The 20,495-nt window shown below is 67.8% G+C and carries 20 protein-coding genes; 10 read left to right on the plus strand and 10 right to left on the minus strand.

Annotated features, from left to right (window positions below; all coding sequences use genetic code 11):
- Positions 1 to 837, plus strand: a complete 837-nt coding sequence (tesB, locus tag MAAFP003_RS10145; RefSeq protein WP_096286574.1) for an acyl-CoA thioesterase II — start codon at positions 1 to 3, stop codon at positions 835 to 837.
- Positions 834 to 1,430: a pyridoxal 5'-phosphate synthase glutaminase subunit PdxT gene (pdxT, locus tag MAAFP003_RS10150; RefSeq protein ID WP_096286576.1), complete on the plus strand. Its 597-nt coding sequence runs from the start codon at positions 834 to 836 to the stop codon at positions 1,428 to 1,430. The genes tesB and pdxT overlap by 4 nt, the downstream gene beginning before the upstream one ends.
- On the opposite strand, the gene MAAFP003_RS29140 is transcribed toward pdxT, so the two are convergent.
- Positions 1,427 to 1,576, minus strand: coding sequence for a hypothetical protein (locus tag MAAFP003_RS29140; protein ID WP_165796350.1), 150 nt, complete (start codon positions 1,574 to 1,576; stop codon positions 1,427 to 1,429). The genes pdxT and MAAFP003_RS29140 overlap by 4 nt on opposite strands.
- 192 nt (positions 1,577 to 1,768) lie before the next feature.
- Between MAAFP003_RS29140 and MAAFP003_RS10155 the strand changes: the two genes are divergently transcribed.
- Complete coding sequence (locus tag MAAFP003_RS10155) at positions 1,769 to 2,524, plus strand: YebC/PmpR family DNA-binding transcriptional regulator (RefSeq protein ID WP_096286578.1); 756 nt, start codon at positions 1,769 to 1,771, stop codon at positions 2,522 to 2,524.
- Here the strand turns inward: MAAFP003_RS10155 and MAAFP003_RS10160 are convergent, their stop codons facing one another.
- From MAAFP003_RS10160 to MAAFP003_RS10180, 5 genes are read right to left on the minus strand one after another with little or no spacing between them, the layout of a single operon-like run.
- The gene (locus tag MAAFP003_RS10160) at positions 2,525 to 4,126 is read right to left on the minus strand and encodes a polyamine aminopropyltransferase (protein ID WP_096286580.1); all 1,602 of its coding nucleotides are present in this window, start codon (positions 4,124 to 4,126) and stop codon (positions 2,525 to 2,527) included.
- Positions 4,123 to 4,578 (minus strand): DUF350 domain-containing protein, encoded by a 456-nt coding sequence (locus MAAFP003_RS10165; RefSeq protein ID WP_096286582.1) that lies wholly within the window; start codon positions 4,576 to 4,578, stop codon positions 4,123 to 4,125. Before MAAFP003_RS10165 ends, MAAFP003_RS10160 begins: the two co-directional genes overlap by 4 nt.
- A 14-nt stretch (positions 4,579 to 4,592) precedes the next feature.
- Positions 4,593 to 5,024, minus strand: coding sequence for a DUF4247 domain-containing protein (locus MAAFP003_RS10170; RefSeq protein WP_096286584.1), 432 nt, complete (start codon positions 5,022 to 5,024; stop codon positions 4,593 to 4,595).
- Positions 5,021 to 5,533, minus strand: coding sequence for a DUF2617 family protein (locus tag MAAFP003_RS10175; protein ID WP_096286586.1), 513 nt, complete (start codon positions 5,531 to 5,533; stop codon positions 5,021 to 5,023). The genes MAAFP003_RS10170 and MAAFP003_RS10175 overlap by 4 nt, the downstream gene beginning before the upstream one ends.
- A 9-nt stretch (positions 5,534 to 5,542) precedes the next feature.
- Positions 5,543 to 6,154, minus strand: coding sequence for a DUF4178 domain-containing protein (locus MAAFP003_RS10180; RefSeq protein WP_096286588.1), 612 nt, complete (start codon positions 6,152 to 6,154; stop codon positions 5,543 to 5,545).
- A gap of 149 nt (positions 6,155 to 6,303) precedes the next feature.
- Between MAAFP003_RS10180 and ruvC the strand changes: the two genes are divergently transcribed.
- The 5 genes from ruvC (at position 6,304) to MAAFP003_RS10205 (ending at position 9,798) form a co-directional block, all read left to right on the plus strand.
- Positions 6,304 to 6,885: a crossover junction endodeoxyribonuclease RuvC gene (gene ruvC / locus MAAFP003_RS10185; protein ID WP_096286590.1), complete on the plus strand. Its 582-nt coding sequence runs from the start codon at positions 6,304 to 6,306 to the stop codon at positions 6,883 to 6,885.
- Entirely contained in the window at positions 6,882 to 7,496 is a 615-nt protein-coding gene (gene ruvA, locus MAAFP003_RS10190) for a Holliday junction branch migration protein RuvA (RefSeq protein ID WP_096286592.1), read from the plus strand. Before ruvC ends, ruvA begins: the two co-directional genes overlap by 4 nt.
- Entirely contained in the window at positions 7,493 to 8,542 is a 1,050-nt protein-coding gene (gene ruvB / locus MAAFP003_RS10195; protein WP_096286593.1) for a Holliday junction branch migration DNA helicase RuvB, read from the plus strand. The genes ruvA and ruvB overlap by 4 nt, the downstream gene beginning before the upstream one ends.
- A 55-nt stretch (positions 8,543 to 8,597) precedes the next feature.
- Complete coding sequence (locus tag MAAFP003_RS10200; RefSeq protein ID WP_096286595.1) at positions 8,598 to 8,984, plus strand: DUF1304 domain-containing protein; 387 nt, start codon at positions 8,598 to 8,600, stop codon at positions 8,982 to 8,984.
- Between the two features lie 115 nt (positions 8,985 to 9,099).
- Positions 9,100 to 9,798 carry a hypothetical protein gene (locus MAAFP003_RS10205; RefSeq protein WP_096286597.1) on the plus strand — a complete coding sequence of 233 codons (699 nt, stop codon included), beginning with the start codon at positions 9,100 to 9,102 and terminating at the stop codon, positions 9,796 to 9,798.
- A 56-nt stretch (positions 9,799 to 9,854) separates the two neighbouring features.
- Here MAAFP003_RS10205 and car read toward each other — a convergent pair whose 3' ends face one another.
- Entirely contained in the window at positions 9,855 to 13,346 is a 3,492-nt protein-coding gene (gene car / locus MAAFP003_RS10210) for a carboxylic acid reductase (RefSeq protein ID WP_096286599.1), read from the minus strand.
- Positions 13,347 to 13,576: 230 nt separating this feature from the next.
- Between car and MAAFP003_RS10215 the strand changes: the two genes are divergently transcribed.
- Positions 13,577 to 14,395 carry an alpha/beta fold hydrolase gene (locus MAAFP003_RS10215; protein ID WP_096286601.1) on the plus strand — a complete coding sequence of 273 codons (819 nt, stop codon included), beginning with the start codon at positions 13,577 to 13,579 and terminating at the stop codon, positions 14,393 to 14,395.
- Positions 14,383 to 15,456: a glycosyltransferase family 4 protein gene (locus tag MAAFP003_RS10220; protein WP_096286603.1), complete on the plus strand. Its 1,074-nt coding sequence runs from the start codon at positions 14,383 to 14,385 to the stop codon at positions 15,454 to 15,456. Before MAAFP003_RS10215 ends, MAAFP003_RS10220 begins: the two co-directional genes overlap by 13 nt.
- On the opposite strand, the gene MAAFP003_RS10225 is transcribed toward MAAFP003_RS10220, so the two are convergent.
- The 3 genes from MAAFP003_RS10225 to MAAFP003_RS10235 all read right to left on the minus strand — a co-directional run bounded on the left by MAAFP003_RS10225 (position 15,437) and on the right by MAAFP003_RS10235 (position 20,485).
- Positions 15,437 to 16,609, minus strand: coding sequence for a glycosyltransferase (locus MAAFP003_RS10225; RefSeq protein ID WP_207768501.1), 1,173 nt, complete (start codon positions 16,607 to 16,609; stop codon positions 15,437 to 15,439). The genes MAAFP003_RS10220 and MAAFP003_RS10225 overlap by 20 nt on opposite strands.
- A gap of 29 nt (positions 16,610 to 16,638) precedes the next feature.
- Entirely contained in the window at positions 16,639 to 17,505 is an 867-nt protein-coding gene (locus tag MAAFP003_RS10230; protein ID WP_096286605.1) for a DMT family protein, read from the minus strand.
- Between the two features lie 106 nt (positions 17,506 to 17,611).
- The gene (locus MAAFP003_RS10235) at positions 17,612 to 20,485 is read right to left on the minus strand and encodes an MMPL/RND family transporter (protein ID WP_096291034.1); all 2,874 of its coding nucleotides are present in this window, start codon (positions 20,483 to 20,485) and stop codon (positions 17,612 to 17,614) included.
- Positions 20,486 to 20,495: the final 10 nt, after the last annotated feature.

Raw genomic sequence — 20,495 nt, forward strand, 5'->3', positions numbered from 1 at the left:
GTGGCGATCGAACAGATCCTCGATCTCGAGCAACTCGAGGTCAACATCTACCGCGGCAGCGTCTTCAGCCCGGAGTCCGGATTCCTGCAGCGCACCTTCGGCGGACACGTCGCCGGCCAGTCACTGGTTTCGGCGGTACGCACCGTCGAGCCGCGCTACCAGGTGCACTCCCTGCACGGCTACTTCCTGCGGCCCGGAGATGCGTTAGCGCCCACCGTTTTCATCGTCGAGCGCACCCGCGATGGCGGTTCGTTCGCCACCCGGCGGGTCAACGCGATCCAGCACGGGGAAATCATCTTCAGCATGGGGGCGTCCTTCCAGACCGATCAGGAAGGCATCCACCACCAGGACGCGATGCCGTTCGCGGCGCCGCCGGACGGGCTGCCCGGGCTGGACTCGATCAAGGTCTTCGACGATGCCGGATTCAAGCAGTTCGAGGAGTGGGACGTCTGCATCGTGCCGCGTGATCGCTTGGAGTTGTTGCCCGGCAAGGCATCTCAGCAGCAGGTGTGGTTTCGTCACCGTGATCCGCTGCCGGACGACCCGGTGCTGCACATCTGCGCGCTCGCCTACATGAGCGACCTCACGTTGCTGGGTTCGGCGCAGGTCACCCACCTCGACGTGCGCGAGCATCTGCAGGTGGCATCGCTGGACCACGCGATGTGGTTCATGCGGGCATTCCGGGCCGACGAGTGGCTGCTCTACGACCAGTCGTCGCCGTCGGCCAGCGGCGGTCGCTCGCTGTGCCAGGGCAAGATCTTCACCCAGTCCGGCGATATGGTCGCCGCGGTCATGCAGGAGGGGCTGACCCGCTTCAAGCGCGGACACCAGTCGTGAGCCGCCCGAAGATCGGCGTTTTGGCGCTGCAGGGCGACACTCGGGAACATCTGGCGGCGCTGCGCGATGCCGGGGCCGACTCACTTCCCGTGCGCCGGCGTGACGAGATCGAGTCGATCGACGGGCTGGTCATCCCGGGCGGTGAATCCACCACGATGAGTCACCTGCTGGCAGACCTCGACCTGCTCGAGCCGTTGCGGGCGCGGCTGGCCGATGGGCTTCCGGCCTACGGCGCGTGCGCCGGCATGATCATGCTCGCCAGTGAGATCCTCGATGCCGGTGTCAACGGGCGCCAGGCACTGCCGCTGCGCGCGATCGATATGACGGTGCGGCGCAACGCTTTCGGACGTCAGGTCGATTCGTTCGAAGGCGATGTCGAGTTCGCGGGTCTGGACGGCCCGGTGCGGGCGGTGTTCATCCGGGCGCCGTGGGTCGAACGAATCGGAGACGGCGTGCAGGTGCTGGCCAAGGCCGCCGGACACGTCGTCGCGGTCCGGCAGGGGCAGAAGCTGGCGACGGCGTTTCATCCGGAGATGACGGGGGACCGGCGCATCCACCAGCTGTTCGTCGATATCGTGCGCGGCGGCAGCTAGCGCGTGCTCTCGTCCGCAACGTTGCCGTCGGACTGCTGCAAACCCGGCGCGTCCGGGTCGTCGTGCTGATGCTCGAGTTGTTCCTGCTGCAGGCGCTGCTCTTCGGTGGGCTGTCTGGCGTCCTGCGGCTCTTTGGGCTGATTCACCCGGTTAGGTTCGCCCGAATCGCGGGTGGCGAAACAGGCATGTCCGCTCGAGTGTGCATCGAGGGCGCTCAGTGTGAATACAGGTCGGCGTCCGTTCACACTCAACCCCGGGGAGAGGCCGGGTAGTCCGTCCCGGCCGTCCACGTAGACTTGTCGGCGAACTTTACGTAACAGAAGAGGTAGAAGACACCGATGAGCGGCCATTCCAAGTGGGCCACCACCAAGCACCAGAAGGCCGTCAAAGACGCGCGCCGTGGCAAGGAGTTCGCCCGGCTGATCAAGAACATCGAGGTCGCCGCCCGCACCGGCGGCGGTGACCCGGCCGGCAACCCGACGCTCTACGACGCCATCCAGAAGGCGAAGAAGACCTCGGTGCCCAACGACAACATCGAGCGGGCGCGCAAGCGGGGCGCCGGCGAGGAAGCCGGTGGCGCCGATTACCAGACGATCATGTACGAGGGCTACGGCCCCAACGGCGTGGCCGTGCTGATCGAATGCCTCACCGACAACCGCAACCGCGCGGCCGGCGAGGTCCGGGTGGCGGTGACCCGCAACGGCGGCAACATGGCCGACCCGGGCTCGGTGTCGTACCTGTTCACCCGCAAGGGCGTCGTCACGCTGGAGAAGAACGGCCTGTCCGAGGACGATGTGCTCACGGCCGTGCTGGAGGCGGGCGCCGAGGACGTCAACGACCTGGGCGACAGCTTCGAGATCATCTCCGAGCCGACCGACCTGGTCGCGGTGCGCACCGCACTGCAGGACGCCGGCATCGACTACGACTCGGCCGAGGCCAGCTTCCAGCCCTCGGTGAGTGTGCCGGTCGACGTCGACGGGGCCCGCAAGGTGTTCAAGTTGGTCGACGCCCTGGAGGACAGCGACGACGTGCAGAACGTCTGGACCAACGTCGATCTGTCCGACGAGGTAATGGCCGCCCTCGACGAGGACTGATTAGTCGTATCCGTGCCGCATGTCTTCGACGATGCGCGGGTTGTCCAGCGTCGACGGTTCCAGCGGACGCGGCGCGATGTCGTCGGAGAATACCGTCGCGGCCTGCAGCACTTGCGGATTGAGGTAGCGCAGCGGCGGTGCGTCGGCGGGCATGGTGGGTACCGGTGCGGCCGCTCCGGCCTGCGCGGGGGCTGCCAACGCGAAGCCCCAGTCGCCGAACGTCGGCACATGCACGTGGTAGGGCGTGACGGCGTACCCCGCCGCACGCATCGTCGACACCGTGCGCCAGAACGCGGTCGGCGTGGAGAACGGGCTGCCCGCCTGGACCACAACGAGGCCATTCGGCGAAAGCGCATGCGCGACAAGGGCATAGAACTCACTCGAATAGAGCCGGCCCAGCACAGGGGTGTCCGGGTCGGGCAGGTCGACGATGACGGCGTCGAAACCGGCGGGCGGGCTCAGATCAGGATGGGGTGCCCGAAGCCAGCGCATCGCGTCGTCGATCACCACGGAAACTCGCGGGTTGTCCAGCGCGCCGGCATTGGCGTCGTGCAGGGTGGTGCGCGCGATCTGGATCACCGCGGGGTCGAGCTCTACCTGCACGATCTTGTCTATTCCGTTCTGGCGCAGTAGTTCTCGTGCTGCCAGGCCGTCGCCACCGCCCAGGACCAGCACCGAGCGGGCACCCTTGCCGAGTGCGGGATAGACGAGGCTTTCGGTGTACCGGTATTCGTCGCGGGTGGAGAACTGTAATCCACCGTCCAGATACAGCCGGGTGTCGTTGTCGCGACGGGTGACCACGATCTCCTGGTAGGCGGTGTGCCGGTAGGCGATAATCGGGTCGGCGTAAAGCCTTTGGCGGCTGGTCGTTTCGATGTCGTGCGCGTGCACCAGCAGTACGACCAGCAGCCCGAGGGCCGCGGCGAGGGAACACAGTGCCGTCACCAACTGCGCGGTGGAGATCACCCGGCGCAGCAGGAACATCGCCACGATGGCCGCCGCGACCAGGTTGATCACGCCGGTGGCCGCGGCGCCGCGGATCATTCCGAGATGCGGCAGCAAGGCAAACGGCCAGACCAATCCGCCGACCAAAGCTCCCAGGTAGTCGGCCGCGTTGAGGTTGGCCAGCGTGCGGCCGGTATCCGTCGCTGTGTTCCTGGCGGGGCCACCGCGGCCCTGCTGCAGTAGCGTCATCAGCAACGGCACCTCGGCGCCGACCAACCCGCCGATCAGCGCGGTGCCCAGCGCCAGCACCCACGTCGATCCGATTGTGCCGTCCAGGAACGCGAACACCGCATACAGCGCCGCGGCGGACAGGCCGCCGATGATGCCCAGGGCCGCCTCGACGGCGACGAAGACGATGCCCGCGTGCCTCAGCAGCGGCTTGATGGTCAGCGCGCCCACGCCGAGGGCGGCGATGTAGCCCGCGACGATCAACGAGGTGGCCACGATGCCGCCGCCGTTGAGGCTGGCCGACAGCGTCAGCAGCGCCAGTTCGTAGATGATGCCACAGGCCGCGCAGGCCGCGACGGCGGCGAGCAGCAGGGCCCGCCAGCGTATCGACGGCTGGGCGGAGCGTGCGGCTTCCTGCGTGACGGTCATGACACCGCGGCGGCCGTCACTGCCCCGACGGCCAACAGCATCAGCGCCACCGCGAACGACCCGGGATGCAGCTCGGGCTCGTCGATGTGTTCGTGGAAACTGCCCGGGATCACCAAATGCAGGGTCAGCAGCGCGATTCCCAACAGGATCACACCCATGAGGCCGTACACCGCCACACCGACCAGTCCCTGACCCAACTGGCTGTAGCTGTTGACGATGGAGCTGACGATCACCGTGGTGAGGGAGACATACATCGCGCAAGCGACCACGACGGCGTTGGGGCGGCGATCGACGAACACCATCTGGCGCAGCTTGCCCGGGGTCAGCGCGTCGACCATGTAAAAGCCGACGATCAGGACGGCCATGCCGACGACGAAGTACAACAGCGTCGCGACGACGCCTTTGAGGACGGGGTCGAGATCCACGTTCCCGATATCGAAGGCGAGGTACACGGTTGTCTCCTTTGCTATTTGGTTCCACCCGGTCCGCCGGGGCTACCGCCGGAACCGCTCGACGGGGACCCGGGACTGAACCCGGGGCCGAGGAAGACGTAGGAGCCGTGGCTGTAGCCGGCGCCGAGGCTTTCGACGCGAATGCTGCACGGGTGGTTACCATCTGGGCCGACGGTCACGATGTGGTCGCTATAGCGCAGGTACTCGTTGTTGTCGTTGTCCGCGCGCGCCGCGGGTTCCTGATAGTCGGCGAGCGCGTCGGCGACCTGATCGGGCGATCCGCTGCACAGGTACCGCGTTGCGTTGGCGTCGCGCCAGTACTCGCGGTAGTTGCTAGCGATATAACCGGTAATGTCCTTCTGCAGCAGGATGATTCCGATCACCAACGACACCACCGACGCCGCGGCCAGCCCGCCGGCAAGCCGGAACAGTTGTTTGCGGCTCACGGATGCCACCGGCTGGCCGTGCGGACCACCACGCCGCCGGACCCGAGGGGTCGCTGCGGGTACAGATGCCACGTCTGCCAGCGCCAGCCGATGCCGTCTGGTTCGGCGTACAACACGGTCAGTGCGGCGTCATCGCCGGGGAAAGTGCCACCGAGCCAAGCGGTTTCGATTCGGCATCGGTCGCGAAGCTGGTGGGCCAATCTGCGAAACATGGCTTCGTCGAGCGCGTTGGTGCGTGATTCCAGCGCATAGCCCGAGGCTTCGGCGCGCTCGGGCAGCGAGGAGGTGTCGCTCTCGGCGGTGCAGGACACCTGCTCGGAGAAGGTGGTCGCGGCGTGCTCGATCGTGACCAGATGTGAGGCGCCGAGCACCGCGAGCCGCAGCGCGCCGCCGTCGGGATGCCGCAGCGAATGGCTGGCCAGCAGCGGGGGTTCGGGCGCGTTGAGGGCAAGGCGCAACCTGCTCCCGGACACGTCGGCCGGAGCTACGGCGAGCTGATAGAGCGGCACCGCGCGGTCCTACGGGGAACCCGGCGTGGGCGCCGGGTAGACGGTGAGCTCGCCCGGCGACACCGGCTTGCCCGTCGAGACCTCCCAGGGCGTACCGGGTGCCCAGCGCTCGAAGGACAGCAGCGCGGTCTCGTCGGCGTTGACGCAGTCGACGAACTCCATCTCGCCACCGGCGGGCAGGCCGGTCGTGCCCTCGGTCGTATACGAGGCGCGACCGCGTTCCGTCTCGTGAAATGCGATCCCGTCGACCAGGTACTGATCGCCGGGCTGCAGGGTGACGTCCTTGCGGGTGACCCACATGACGAGCTCGAGGCGTCCGTCGTCTTCCTCGACGGCGAACCAGGTCGGCAGGTCGCCGCCTTCCAGCAAGTGCTCCCACCACACGAACGGTCCCTCGCGGAAGGTCACCGAACCGCGGACCACGTAGTCGACACCGCCGTAGCTGACGATGGCGCCGGGACCCAGTTGCCGGGGACCGAATTGTGGCATCGCGTCGAAGGAGAGCGGATCGCGTCGCCCGCGCGGCTGCGCCGCTGCCCGGGGACGTTTCGCAGCGACGACGAGTACGACGATGGACGCGATGAACAGCACCGCGGCCAGCACCACCAGCACTGTTCCCACGCAAACCCTCCCGTCGGGAGCGAACGTTGGCTTAAGTTAACAGCTTTTGGCGGGTCCTGAGGCGTGTCCTGCTCGGCGCCGTCGGACTCGACCGCTAGGCTATCGAACAGCTGTTCGGGCCACCGTTTTGCAGGAAGTGGAGTTGGAGCATGCGGGTGATGGGCGTCGACCCCGGACTGACCCGGTGCGGGCTGTCCGTGGTGGAAAGCGGGCGCGGGCGACATGTCGTCGCGCTGGACGTCGACGTGGTCCGTACCCCGTCGGATGCCGCGCTGCCCCAACGACTGCTGGCCATCAGCGACGCCGTCGAGTACTGGCTGGACACTCACCGTCCCGACGTGATCGCGATCGAGCGGGTGTTCGCTCAGCACAACGTGTCGACCGTGATGGGCACCGCGCAGGCCGGCGGCGTGATCGCGCTGGCGGCCGCCAGACGCGATATCGGCGTGCACTTCCACACGCCCAGCGAGGTGAAGGCCGCGGTCACCGGCAACGGCACCGCCGACAAAGCTCAGGTCACCGCGATGGTCACCAGAATCCTTGAGCTGCAAGCCAAACCGACGCCGGCCGACGCGGCCGACGCGCTGGCGCTGGCCATCTGCCATTGCTGGCGGGCGCCGATGCTGGCCCGGATGGCGGCGGCCGAGGCGATGGCCGCCGAGGCGCGCCAGGCCTACCGCGCCAAGTTGGCCGCCAAGGCCAAAGCTGCCAGGGCGGGGGCGGGTCGATGATCGCCTCGGTGCGCGGTGAGGTGCTCGAGGTGGCACTCGATCATGTGGTGATCGAAGCCGCCGGTGTCGGGTATCGGGTGAACGCGACGCCGTCGACGCTGGCCACGCTGCGGCAGGGCAGCGAAGCCCGCCTGATCACCGCGATGATCGTTCGCGAGGATTCGCAGACGCTGTACGGGTTCGTCGACAACGAGACCCGCGACCTGTTCCTGACGCTGCTGTCGGTGTCCGGCGTCGGGCCGCGCCTGGCGATGGCGACGCTGGCCGTGCACGACGCCGCGGCGCTGCGCCAGGCACTTTCCGACGGTGACGTCACCGCGCTGACCCGGGTGCCCGGCATCGGCAAGCGCGGCGCCGAGCGCATGGTGCTGGAGTTGCGCGACAAGATCCATGCCGGCGGTACGCCCACGGCGGCACCGGCCGGCGGCGGTGTCAATGGCCACGCCGTGCGGGGTCCGGTGGTCGAGGCGCTGACCGGGTTGGGCTTCGCGGTCAAGCAGGCCGAGGATGCCACCGACAGCGTGCTGGCGGCCAGTCGCGAAAAAGGCGAGCAGGCAACGACTTCCGACGTGTTGCGGGCCGCGCTGTCGTTGCTGGGTAAGACCAAATGAGCGACGAGGACTCCGAGGACTACGCGGATCGCGACCTGTCCCCGGCGCTGACCGTCGGCGAGGGCGACATCGACGTCAGCCTGCGGCCCCGCTCGCTGCGCGAGTTCATCGGCCAGTCGCGGGTCCGCGAACAGCTGCAGCTGGTCCTCGAGGGGGCCAAAAACCGGGGCGGCACACCGGATCACATCCTGCTGTCCGGCCCGCCGGGGTTGGGCAAGACGTCGCTGGCGATGATCATCGCCGCCGAGCTCGGGTCCACGCTGCGGGTGACGTCGGGACCGGCCCTGGAGCGCGCCGGCGACCTGGCCGCGATGCTGTCGAATCTGGTCGAGCACGACGTGTTGTTCATCGACGAGATCCACCGCATCGCGCGGCCGGCCGAGGAGATGCTCTACCTCGCGATGGAGGACTTCCGGGTCGACGTCGTGGTGGGCAAAGGCCCTGGGGCAACCTCGATTCCGCTGGAGGTGGCACCGTTCACGCTGGTCGGCGCGACGACCCGGTCCGGCGCGCTGACCGGTCCGCTGCGGGACCGCTTCGGTTTCACCGCGCACATGGATTTCTACGAGCCGGCCGATCTGGAGCGGGTGCTGGCCCGATCGGCCGGGATCCTCGGCATCGAGCTGGGCGCCGAAGCGGGTGCGGAGATCGCCCGGCGTTCGCGCGGCACGCCACGGATCGCCAACCGACTGCTGCGCCGGGTCCGGGACTTCGCCGAGGTGCGCGCCGACGGAGTGATCACTCGCGACGTCGCCAAGTCCGCGCTGGAGGTCTACGACGTCGACGAGCTCGGGCTCGACCGGCTGGACCGGGCGGTGCTGTCGGCGCTGACCCGCAGTTTCGGCGGCGGCCCGGTCGGGGTTTCGACGCTCGCTGTGGCGGTCGGGGAGGAGGCGACCACCGTCGAGGAGGTGTGCGAGCCGTTTCTGGTGCGCGCCGGGATGATCGCGCGGACGCCCCGCGGCCGGGTTGCCACTGCGCAGGCCTGGACCCATCTGGGTATGAGACCGCCGGCCGGGGTCTTGCAACCGGGGCTATTCGAGTAGGAGCGATCGCGAGCGCGGGGGGAAGCAGGTCGCGACCATCAACACAGGAGGCGCCATGATCACCGCCGGACTGGCATTCGCCGCACTCGCCGCGTTGTTGCACGTCTACATCTTCACGATGGAGTCGTTGACCTGGACCTCGCCCCGTACCCGCGCGACCTTCGGTACGACGCCCGAGGAGGCCGAGACGACCAAGCTGCTGGCCTTCAACCAGGGCTTTTACAACCTGTTTCTGGCCATTGTCGCCGGTATCGGGATCGCCGAGATCGCGATCGGGCACCGGACCGCCGGTGCCGCGCTGGTTTTTGCCGGGATCGGATCCATGGCCGCGGCCGCGGTCGTCCTGGTGGTGTCGGCGCCCGACAAGGCCAGGGCCGCCGTGACGCAGGGCATATTCCCGGTGATCGCGATTGTGCTGCTGATACTCGGCCTGGCTTCGTAACACACGAAACACCGGCCACACGGGTCACGGCAGCGGGGCCGACCAGAGGTTATAACCGGGAACCGCAGGGTATCCACGCGGTGCTGAAGTAGTCCGGCGTCAATAGGGGGATGTAATGAACTACGCACAAGACGGCCATCCGGGCAGGTTGTGGATGCCACGCTCCCGCGGTGCGATTTGCGGGTTGATCCTGATCGTTCTGGGTGCTTGGGGTGCGTTGATACCGTTCGTCGGTCCGCACTTCAATTTCGCCTACACACCCAATCAAGAGTGGGCGTGGACCACGGCCCGCGGCTGGCTGGAAGTGCTGCCCGGCGCCGTCACCGCGCTCGGCGGCTTGCTGCTCGTATTTTCCGGGAACCGGGTCACCGCGATCGTCGGCGGCTGGCTGGCCGTGCTGGCCGGCGTGTGGTTCGTGATCGGTGGCGAGCTCGCTCCGATGCTCGGAATCGGATCCGCCGGAGATCCGATCGCCGCGACTGACCGCAAGCGCGCCGCGCTGGAGATTTCGTATTTCTCCGGTCTGGGTGCCTTGATCGTCTTCGTGGGCGGCATCGCGCTGGCGCGCCTGGCGGTGCGACTGGCCAGTGACATCGAAGCCCTGGCCCGGGTGCGCTCGGCGGCGCCGGCGGCCGGCGAACCCGTCTACATGTCGGGCCTGGAAGAGCCGCACCGTGAGGTGGAACCGGACGCCCTGACCACTCCGCGGGTGGAGGCGTCCGACGCGAAGGCCGGCGGATGGCGCAAACAGCGCGCCGGCGCCGCGCCCGCAGCGAGCGCGAATTACCTGCGCTGGCCGCATCCTCAGAGCTAATAAACCAACAAAAAAGTTCGCCGGCCCGTCCATCGGGCCGGCGAACTTTTTTGAACTCAGAGCAGGCCGATGAGCCGCAGGTCGCTGACGTACTTGGCGATGATCGGCGCGCCGATGTGCGGAATGTCTTTGTCCGGGCCGACTTTCGCGTCCTGGACCGCCGCACGGAAGCGATCGGTCGGTGCCATCGACCCGCGGATCGGGTGCTCGGGCTTCTGGTAGTTGTGCAGCAGCGGCAACAGCGACGCGTTGCGCTGCTTTTCGGGCAGGCCGCGCAGGGCGGTCTCGAACCGCGGCAGCCAGTCGCCGTAGTCGTCGATCCGCTGGATCGCGTTGCCGTCGGCGATCAGCCAGTCGACGAACGAGTCCATCGAGATGCCGTCGTCGTAGGGATTCATCACGTGGTAGGTCTGGAAGCTCTCCACGTTCTGCGCACCGAGCGTCGAGATGGCTTCGGCGATGAACTCCACGGGCAGGCCGTCGTAGTGGGCCCGCTGCCGGCCGCCGTCCGCGTCGCGCTCGTAGAACGAGCCGGGCGCGATACCGGTGGCGACCAGGCTCAGCATCATCCGGGTGAACATGTCCGGCACGTTGAGCTGACCGGCGTAAGTGGTGTCGGCCAGGATCATGTCGCAACGGAACACCGCTACCGGCAGGCCACACAGGTCGTTGGCCTCGCGCAGCAACACCTCGCCGGCCCATTTGCTGTTGCCGTAGCCGTTGGCGTAGCTGTCGTTGATCTGCCGGGTGGCGCTGATCTGGCGGATGTCGGCGTCCTCGGTGAACTGCCCGGGCTTGATCTGGTCGCCCACCCCGATCGTGGACACGTAGGTGTACGGCTTTTGCTTGGCCGTCAACGCGATTCGGATCAGCTCGGCGGTGCCCAGCGCGTTGGGGCCGAACAGCTCGCTGTACGGCAGCACGTGGTTGACCAGCGCAGCCGGGTCGACGATCAGGTCGACGGTGTCGGCCAGCCGCTGCCAGGTCTGCTGATCCAGGCCGAGGTTGGGCTCGCCCTTGTCTCCGGCGATCACCTCGAGGTGGTCGGCGGCCAGCTTCTGGTAGTGCGCCAGCAGTTCGGGGTCACCGCTCTCGAACGTCTTGTCCAGCCGGGCCCGTGCGGCGTTGTCGTCCTTGGCCCGCACCAGGGCGATCACCTTGCCGTCGACCAGGTCCATGCGCTCCAGCCAGTCCAGCGCCAGGTAGCGGCCCAGGAAGCCGGTCGCGCCGGTCAGCAGGACCGTGCGGACCTCGGTTGCCGGTGCCGACAGGTCCGGTGCGGCAGCCAGCGTCGCCGCGTCGATGAACTTGTCCAGCGTGAGATCACTGGCGTGTACCTCGCCCGTGCGGTCCTTGCTGGAAAGACCGTGCACCGCCGCGAACGTGGGTCGCTTGGTGCCCTCGCGCTCGGTTTCGATGTAGGCCGCGATCGAGGCCAGGTCGCTGGCCGGGCTGACGATCACGCCCACCGGCACGTCGATGTCGAAGATCTCGTGCAGCAGGTTGCCGAATGTCAACGCCGACAACGAGTCTCCACCCAGATCGGCGAAGTGAGCGTCCGGGGTCAGCTCGGTGGTCGCGGCTCCCAGCAGCGCGGCCGCGGCCCGGGTCACCGTCTGCAGCACCGGGCCGGTGGCGCCGCTGCGGCGCAACTCGCCCAACTCGTTGGCCTGACCTTCGGCCAGCTCGGCGTAGCGCTGCTCGAGCCGTTCTCCGTACTGCTGCTTGAGCTTTGGCCACGCCAGCTTGCGGATACCGGTGAGCAGACCGTTCTCCAGCGTGAAAGGCGTTGTCTCGATCAGGAAGTCGCGCGGAACCTCGTAGGACTGCAGACCGGCCTCCTTGGCGACGGCCTGCAACGAATCGGCGATCGGCGCCTTGACCTCGTCGACGCCGTAGTGCGACAGCGCTTCCTGGGTGGGCACGACGACCGCCAGCAGGTAGGGGTGAGCGCTGTTGCCGTAGACGTAGATCTGCCGGATCAGCGGGCTGTTGCCGAACACCGCCTCCAGCTTGGCCACGGTGACGAACTCGCCCTGTGCGAGCTTGAGCACGTTGTTGCGGCGGTCGACGTAGACGACCTTGTTGGGCGCGATCTCGGCGACGACGTCGCCGGTCCGGTAGTAACCCTCGGCGTCGAACACGTCCGCCGTGATCTCCGGGCGCTTGTAGTAACCGGGGAACATGTTCTCGGTCTTGAGTAGCAGTTCGCCGCGCGGATAGGGCCGGTCAGTGGCGAAGTAGCCCAGATCGGGGACGTCGGCCAGCTTGTAATCGATGACCGGCGGACGCTGCACCTCGCCGTCGAACAGCACCATGCCCGCCTCGGTGGAGCCGTAGCCGTCGAGCAGGTGCATGTCGAGCAGGTTCTCCACCCAGGTCTTCAGCTCGGGAGAGGTGGGCGCCGAGCCCGTCATCGCGAAGATGAACCGCCCGCCCAGCAGGCCCTGTGCCAGCTCGTTCATCACGTCGGCTTCGTTGTCGCCGCGGGCCACCTTGCGCAGGTATTCGGCGTAGATGGTCTCCCAGATGCGCGGCACGAAGTTCATCTCGGTGGGCCGCACCAACTCGAGGTCCTCCAGCAGCGTGGAGAGGTCGCTGCGGGCGGCGAAGTACGCGGTGCCGCCGTTGCCCAGCGTGCCGTAGAGCACGCCGCGTCCCATGACGTGGCTCATCGGCATGAAATTCAGGGTGATCGAGGCGGCCGTCTCACCGAACCAGTTACGGCTCGACCGTCGCCACATCTTGCCGACATTGCCCCGCGGATACATCGCGCCCTTGGGCGCGCCCGTGCTGCCGGAGGTGTAGATCAGCAATGCCAGTGCGTCGTCCTCGATGTCGGCGGCGGGGGTGGCAGGCAATGCCGTGCCGCGCTCCAGCAGCTCGCCCAGCGATTCGACGGCCACCGCGGCCTCGGCCAGCCGGGTGGCCGCGGTCTGAACGGACTCGCGCTGGTCGTCGACTTCGGGGTGGTAGTCGAAGACCACCAGCTTGGCGGGACGGTGGTCGCCGCTCAGGATCAGCTCGACGGCATCGGAGAGCTGGTCGACGCTCGCGGCGAGCACAGCCGGCTCGGTCTCGGTCACGATCGGCTTGAGCTGCGCAATCGCGGCGCTGGTCTGCAGGGGAACCGATACCGCGCCGATCTGGGCCACGGCGACGTCGATGGTGGTGAAGTCGACGCTGTTGAAGCCCAGCACGGCGACGCGGTCGCCGACGTGCACCGAGTCGGCGCTCAGCGCACGGCCCAGCGCGGCGGCGCGATCGCTCAGCTGACGGTAGGTGATGGTCTCGAAGCGGGGGAGCAGCTCGGCTGAGGTGCGCCCGGTCTTCGGGTCCTTGACGAACTCCACCACGCGCTGACCAAGGGCCGGGCGGTCGGCGTAACCATCGAGAACGGTCTGGATGACCTGCGGGAGGCGCAGTTCGGACTTCTCGAGGGCCTCGGCGACGGCCGGGTCGGGCTTGGCGGCGGCGAACTGTGGGTCGTTAGCGGTCAGGGCTTCGATGCGGCGTTCCAGCCGCTCTTCACGCGTAGTCGTCGACATAACAGTCCTCGCATCACTGAGAATTGGGATCCTTGGGGCGCCACACTGCGCCGACCTAAAGAACGTTAGCGAAGCTAAAGGTATTCCACAATGCTCCCGACTGCGGTCGCGAGTGTGAGATCGCCCACCTCGAGTTGCGGATCCCGCCGACTTCTGGCGTACCTGGTGGCCGGAGGTCGGTAGTTTCGCGCGTGCGCGCCGTTGCGCACTTCCCTGTAGAACGAGGATTGATGGCAGACCGTTCCGCCCGTGCGTGCTGGACTTACGGCGCCGCCGATGCCGCGCGCACGGTCGTGTTCGTGCACGGGTTGCGCGGCGACCACCACGGGATGGAGCCGATCATCACTCACCTGCCCGGATTGCGGTCGGTGGTGCCGGACCTGCCCGGCTTCGGCGTTGCGGGGCCGCTGCAAGACGGCCGGCACGATGTCGAGGGTTACGCGCGCTGGGTGGCCGACCTGCTGGCGCAGCTCGGTGGCCGGCCGGTGCTCGCGGGCCACTCGTTCGGGTCCATCGTCGCGGCGGCCGCCGCCCGGACCGCGGACATCGCCGGGCTGGTGCTGGTCAATCCGATCGCCGGCTCGGCGCTGGCCGGTCCCCGCCGCGGCCTGACCGGGCTGACCGTCGGGTACCACCGGCTCGCCGCGGCGCTGCCGGAGCCGGCGGGCACGGCACTGCTGCGGCACCCGCTGCTCACGCGTATCGCGAGCTCGGCCATGACCACCACGCGGGACCCGGCTCTGCGGCGCTGGATTCACGCCGAGCACCGGCGCTACTTCTCGGGGTTCGCCAACCGCCGGGTGCTGCTGGAAGCCTTTTACGCGTCGATCGGGCACGATGTTGCGCAGTTTGCGCCCGAGATCGCCGTCCCGACGCTGCTGGTGGCGGCCGAACACGACGACATCGCGCCGCTGCCCGCGCAGCGAGAACTCGCCGGGCGGTTCCGTGACGCGCGCCTGGTCGAGGTGCCCGGCGTCGGGCACCTGGCCCATTACGAGGCACCGGCCGCCGTGGCCGACGCGATCTCGGAGTTCGTGTGCGCGTTGTAGTCGACTGCCGCTACGTCACGCCCGGGCTGCACAACGGCATCAGCCGCTACACCACCGGACTCGTGCACGCGCTGGCCGGGATGCATCCGCTGACGATGCTGATCAGCGACGAGCGGCAACTCGCGCAACTGCCGAACATGCCCTGGGCACGCATCAGCGCGCCGACGAGCATTCGGGAGCCGCTGGTGGCCAGGCAAGTCAACCGGCTGGAACCGGACGTCGTGTTCTCCCCGATGCAGACCATGGGCACCTGGGGACGCCGCTACGCGCTGCTGCTCACGCTGCACGACCTGATCTACTACCGCCACCGCACACCGCCGCCGGAGTTCGCCGCCCCGATCCGGCTGTTGTGGCGGCTCTACCACCTGGCTTGGTGGCCGCAGCGCCTACTGCTCGACCGGGCCGACGCCGTCGTCACCGTCTCCGACACCTCGGCGGCGCTGATCGCGGCCCACCGGCTGACCCGGCGGCCCGTCACCGTGGTGTCCAACGCGGCCGATCCGGTGCCCGATCCCACCCGGCTGCCGCGCACCCGCTCGCTGGTCTACATGGGTTCGTTCATGCCCTACAAGAACGTCGAAACCTTGGTGCGGGCTGCCGCGCGGCTGCCGGGTTATCAGCTGCACCTGATGAGCAAGGTCACCGTGGCCGAGCGCGACCGGCTCACCGCCTTCGGCGCCGGAGCCGATTTGGTGTTTCACGACGGCGCCGACGACGCCACCTACCGCGAGGTCCTGCGCGCGGCGACCGCGCTGGTGACAGCCTCGCGTGAGGAGGGCTTCGGCTTGCCGTTGGTCGAGGCGATGGCGGTGGGGACCCCGCTCGTGGTCAGCGACATTCCCGTGTTCCGTGAGGTCGGGGCGGATGCCGCCGGCTACGTCGAGCCGGACGACGTCGAGGGGTTCGTCCGCGCGGTCCGCGCGCTCGACGACGACGCCACGTTCGCCGCGGCGTCCGCGCGGGCTCGCGCGCGCGCCGAACACTACTCCTGGGAGCGCTCGGCGCGGGTGCTGCTGGAGGTGCTGCAGCGGGCCGTCGAGATCAGGCGGCAGCGCGGGTGACCAGGTCGCGGTAGATCCCCTCGAAGCGATCGAGGGTCGCCTCGATGTCGTGTTCGCCCACCAACTCTCGGCTCGCCGCGCCCATCCGCGTGCGCAACGCGGGGTCCGCGAGCAGCGTGGCGAGGTGGCAGGTGAGTTCGCCGATATCACCCGGCTGGTAGAGCCAGCCGTTTCGCCCGGGATGCACCAGATGCGGCAGCGCCATCGCGTCGGCCGCGACGACGGGCTTGCCGGACGCCATGGCTTCCAGGGTGACCAGGCTCTGTAACTCGGCGATGCCGGGCATGCAGAACACCGAGGCCCGGGCGTAGGCGCTGACCAGTTCGTCCTCGGGCACAAAGCCGTGGAAGCGGACGCGGTCGGCCACGCCGAGCTGGTCGGCCAGCGCAGTCCAGGCGGCCCGCTCGGGACCATCTCCGATCAGGTCGACTGTGGCGGGAAGGTGCTCAGGTAACGCGGCGAACGCCCGGATCAGCTCGTCGACCCGCTTTTCCTGGTCCAGTCGCCCGACGTACAGGATGCTGGGCACGCAGCCCGGCTCGGGGTCGCGTTGGTAGTGCTCGATGTCGACGCCGTTGGAGATCGGCAGCGCGTCGGTCAGCCCGGACGACCCGATCAGCAACTCCACCGCCCGCGGTGTCGGCGCGGTGACCACATCGGCCCGACTCAGGGTGCGGGCCAAGTCCTTCCACAGCAGGCGATAGAAAAACGGCCGCAACGCTTGCGGCATCGGCACGTGCGCGGTGATGTTCTCCGGTACGACGTGATGGGTGGCCACCAGCGGAATGTCGCTCCGCACGGCGGCGCGCACGATGAACCGGCCGACCATCCAGGCGGTCTGGGTGTGCACCACGTCGGGGGAAACCGCGGCCGTCACGGCCGCCGCGGCCCGGCCCGCATCCCAGGGCGTGCACATCCGGAACTCGGGTCGCGCGGGGTAGGGCAGCGAGCGCACATGATGCACGGTGACCTTGCCGCCGTCGGTGTCCTGGACCGTCGTGGCGGGCGCCCCGTTCGGCGACGGGGCGACGACATGGATGTCGTGCCCGCGACGCGCGAGGCCACCGGCCAGTCGTTCGGCGAACCGGGCGGCGCCGTTGACGTCGGGCGGATAGGTCTCGGCGGCGATGAGCACACGCAGCGCGGAGGGCACGAAATCGGATCCTCTCGGAGGTGGGGGACCTAGACGGCGAGCTGGCGGGTGATGGCCTCGGGATGGTGACGGGCGAGCACCGCGATGCCGGCGACGGCGCCGATGGCGGCGATGCTGAGCACGGCCCACTGGGCGGGGGAGATCGCGGAGCCCTCGCCGAGCAGGATCACGCCGAAGAGCACCGCGACGACGGGGTCGACCACGGTCAGGCAGGAGACGACGACCTCGGGCGGCCCGGAGGCGAAGGCTTGCTGAACCAGCCAGCCGCCGGTCAGGACCGCGGCGACGACGGCCGCAACCCCGGCGATCACAGTCGGGTCCGCGATGCCGACCCGCCCGGATGTCACGGTCTGCGACACGGCCCGCACCAGCGCCGAGACCAATCCGAAGGCGCTCGCGCCGGCCATCGCCAACGCCACGCAGCGCGCCCAGCCGGTGCAGGCCAACCCGATTCCCGTGAGCGTCAGCAAGACCAGTCCGACGACGAAACCGGCCAGCGCGGTGTCGCCGCCGGACGCCGGCGTGCCGGCCGCCGAGCGAGCGGCCGTCGTGACGAAGGCGACGACGCAGGTGCTCGACAGCAGGATGCCGGCCAGCATCCCGGCGGTGGGCCGGCGGCGGGTATGCGCCGCGGCAAGGACGACGGCGATGGGCACCGCGAGCACCCCGATCGGCTGGATCACCGACAGCGGCGCGAACACCAGCGCAATGGCGTGCAGCGCCGAGCCGCTCGCGGCGAGCAGCAGCCCCAGCCGCCACAGCGGACTGCGGGTGACGTCGCGCAGGCCGCGCAGCGCCAGCGATCCCGGGCGCGGCCCGGCCGCCACCGCACGGTGTTGCAGCACTGCCGCGCACGCAAAGCAGAACGCCGCGATCACCACCAATACGAACGGCAACGGGCTAATCCTGTATCGCGACGGTATTTGACATCTTCGTCAAAATCTTGAACCGTACCCCAACTTTTCGCCACCGGTACGGATAAATACCGGGCAAAGTCATGGGTTACTCGCTGTGCATCAGGCAACGAACGGACGAACGGGTGCCGAACGGTCGAAGCAGCGCACTGGCGGGCCGGGGGCGCACCGTCATCGGCCACCAGAACCACCGCCCCAGCAGGGCCGCGATCGACGGCGTCATCAACGCGCGAACCAATAGCGTGTCGAAGAGCAGACCGACCCCGATGGTGGTCCCGATCTGGCCGATGGCGCGCAGATCGCTGACGACCATGGACGCCATGGTGAAGGCGAACACCAGCCCGGCATTCGTCACGACCTTTCCGGTGCCGCCCATCGCCCGGATGATGCCGGTCTTCAGCCCGGCATGGATCTCTTCTCTGAACCGCGAGACCAGCAGCAGGTTGTAGTCGGATCCCACGGCCAGCAGCACGATCACCGACATCACGAGCACCAGCCAATACAGCGGGAAGCCCATCAGGTATTGCCAGAACAGCACGGACAGCCCGAACGATGCGCCCAGCGAAAGCGCGACCGTACCCACGATGACCGCCGCCGCGACAAAGGCCCGGGTGAGAACCAACATGATGACGAAAATGAGACACAGTGACGAGGTACCGGCGATCAGCAGATCCCATTTGGCGCCCTCCGATGTGTCTTTCAGAATGGCGGCGGTCCCCGCCAGGAAAATCCCGGCATTCGCATTGGGAGTCGTCTTCAGCGCTTCCTCGGCCGCAATCCGAATCGGCTCGATACTCGCGATTCCCGCGGCCGTCGACGGATCTTGGCGGTGCTCGATGATGAAACGAGCCGCGTGTCCGTCCGGCGACAGGAAGCCCTTCATCGCCCGCCGAAAGTCGGTGTTGTCGAACACCGCGGGCGGCAGGTAGAAAGTGTCGTCGTTGCGGGCGGCGTCGAAAGCTTGTCCCATGGCCGCCGGGTTCTCACCCAGCTGGTCGATCTGTCCGATGATGCCCGTCATGGTGCTGTGCATGGTCAGCATCATGGTCCGCAGCGACTGCATGGTCGAGATCATCACCGGCAGTTCAGCATTCAGCCGCGGCATCAGTTCATCGACGCGGTCGAGATCGGTCGCCAGTTCGGCCAGTTTGTCACTGATCTGGTTTACGCCGTCGAATGAGTCGAACAGCGATCTGATCGCCCAGCAGATCGGAATGTCGAAACAGTGCTTCTCCCAGTAGAAGTAACTGCGGATAGGCCGGAAGAAGTCTTCGAAATCCGAAATATCGTCTCGAAGATCATGCGTGATCGCGACGGTGTCATGGGTATTCAGCGCGAGGTCATGGGTCGTGCTCGAGAGCTGTTGCATCAGGTCATACAGACGCTGCGTGATGGCGATCGTCTTCGTGATCTCGTCGGCCTGTCTGAGCAGATCTTTCGCGCGCTCCTGCTGAAACTTCATATTCTGCAACTGCGCGGAATTGCGCAGACTCATCTGGAACGGCACGGTGGTGTGTTCCAAGGGCAGTCCGGTGGGCCGGGTGATCGCTTTGACCCGCCAAATTCCGGGGACGGCGAGCACGGCCTTCGCCAGCTGATTCAAGACCAGAAAATCCGACGGATTACGCAGATCATGATCCGTCTCGATCATCAAGATCTCGGGTTTCATCTGCGCCTGGGAGAAATGGCGTGCGACGGCCAGGAACCCCTTGTTGGCCGGGATGGCCGCGGGCAGATACGCGCGGTCGTCGTAGCTGGCCCGATATCCGGGCAGCGCGAGCAGCCCGACCAGCGCCACCGCCAGCGTCGCGGCCAGAATTGGCGCGGGCCAGCGAACGGTCGACGTGCCGATGCGCCGCCAACGACCAACCTGGACAAGCCTTTTCGGCTCGAACAGACCGAGACGGCTGCCGACGGCCAGCACCGCGGGCCCCAGCGTGAGCGCTACCGCCGTGGTGACCACGATCCCGACCGCGCAGGGCACGCCGACGGTTTGGAACGACGGCATCCGGGCGAAGCTGAGGCAGAAGATCGCGCCGGCGATCGTCAACCCGGAACCGGTGATGACGTGCGCGGTGCCGCGGTACATCGTGTAGAACGCGCGGTCGCGGTCCGCGCCGGCCTGCCGGGCCTCCTGGTAGCGGCCGATGATGAAGATGCCGTAGTCGGTTCCCGCGGCGATGGCCAGTGAGGTCAGCAGGCTGACCGCGAACGGAGTCAGTCCCATGGTGCTGTTGTCCACCATCAGCGCGACGGCTCCACGCGCGGCGCCCAATTCGATTCCGACCGTGACGAGCAGCACGAGCACGGTGACGACCGAGCGGTAGACCAGCAGCAGAATGAGAAAGACCACGGCAACCGTGGTCAGTGTCAGCTTGAGCGCCGACGCGCCGCTGCTGTGCCGCAGATCCGCGGCGAAGGCCGCGCCGCCGGTGATCCCGACCGTGATGCCCGGTGGTCTGGGCAACCGGCCGACGGTATCGCGGACCGCCTCGATGGATTCGGTCGCCAGCGCCTCGCCTTGGTTACCGGCGAGGTTCACCTGAACCAGCGCGGCTTTGCCGTCATTGCTTTGCGCGCCCGCGGCGGTCAGCGGATCGCCCCAGAAGTCCTGGATGCTCTGTACGTGCTTCGGGTCGGCACGCAAGGTGCGGACCATGCCGTCGTAGTACTTATGGGCAGCGTCGTCGAGGGTGTGCTCACCCTCGACGACGATCACCGCGGAACTGTCCGAATTGCCTTCCTTGAACACCTCGCCGATGTGCTTGGTCGCCCGATACGACGGCGCGTCCTTGGGAACCAGTGAGACCGAATGCTCTTCGGACACCGCCTCGAGCTGCGGGACGGCCACGTTGAGGACGGCCACCAAGCCAAGCCAGACCAAGATGATCGGGGTTGCGAGCCGGTGGATCGTCCGGGCCAGGACTGGGTGCTCGGCGCGCGCGGCGGATCGTGGTCTCACGTTGCGCGAG

The sequence above is a fragment of the Mycobacterium ahvazicum genome, assembly GCF_900176255.2.
GTDB classification, from domain to species: Bacteria; Actinomycetota; Actinomycetes; order Mycobacteriales; family Mycobacteriaceae; genus Mycobacterium; species Mycobacterium ahvazicum.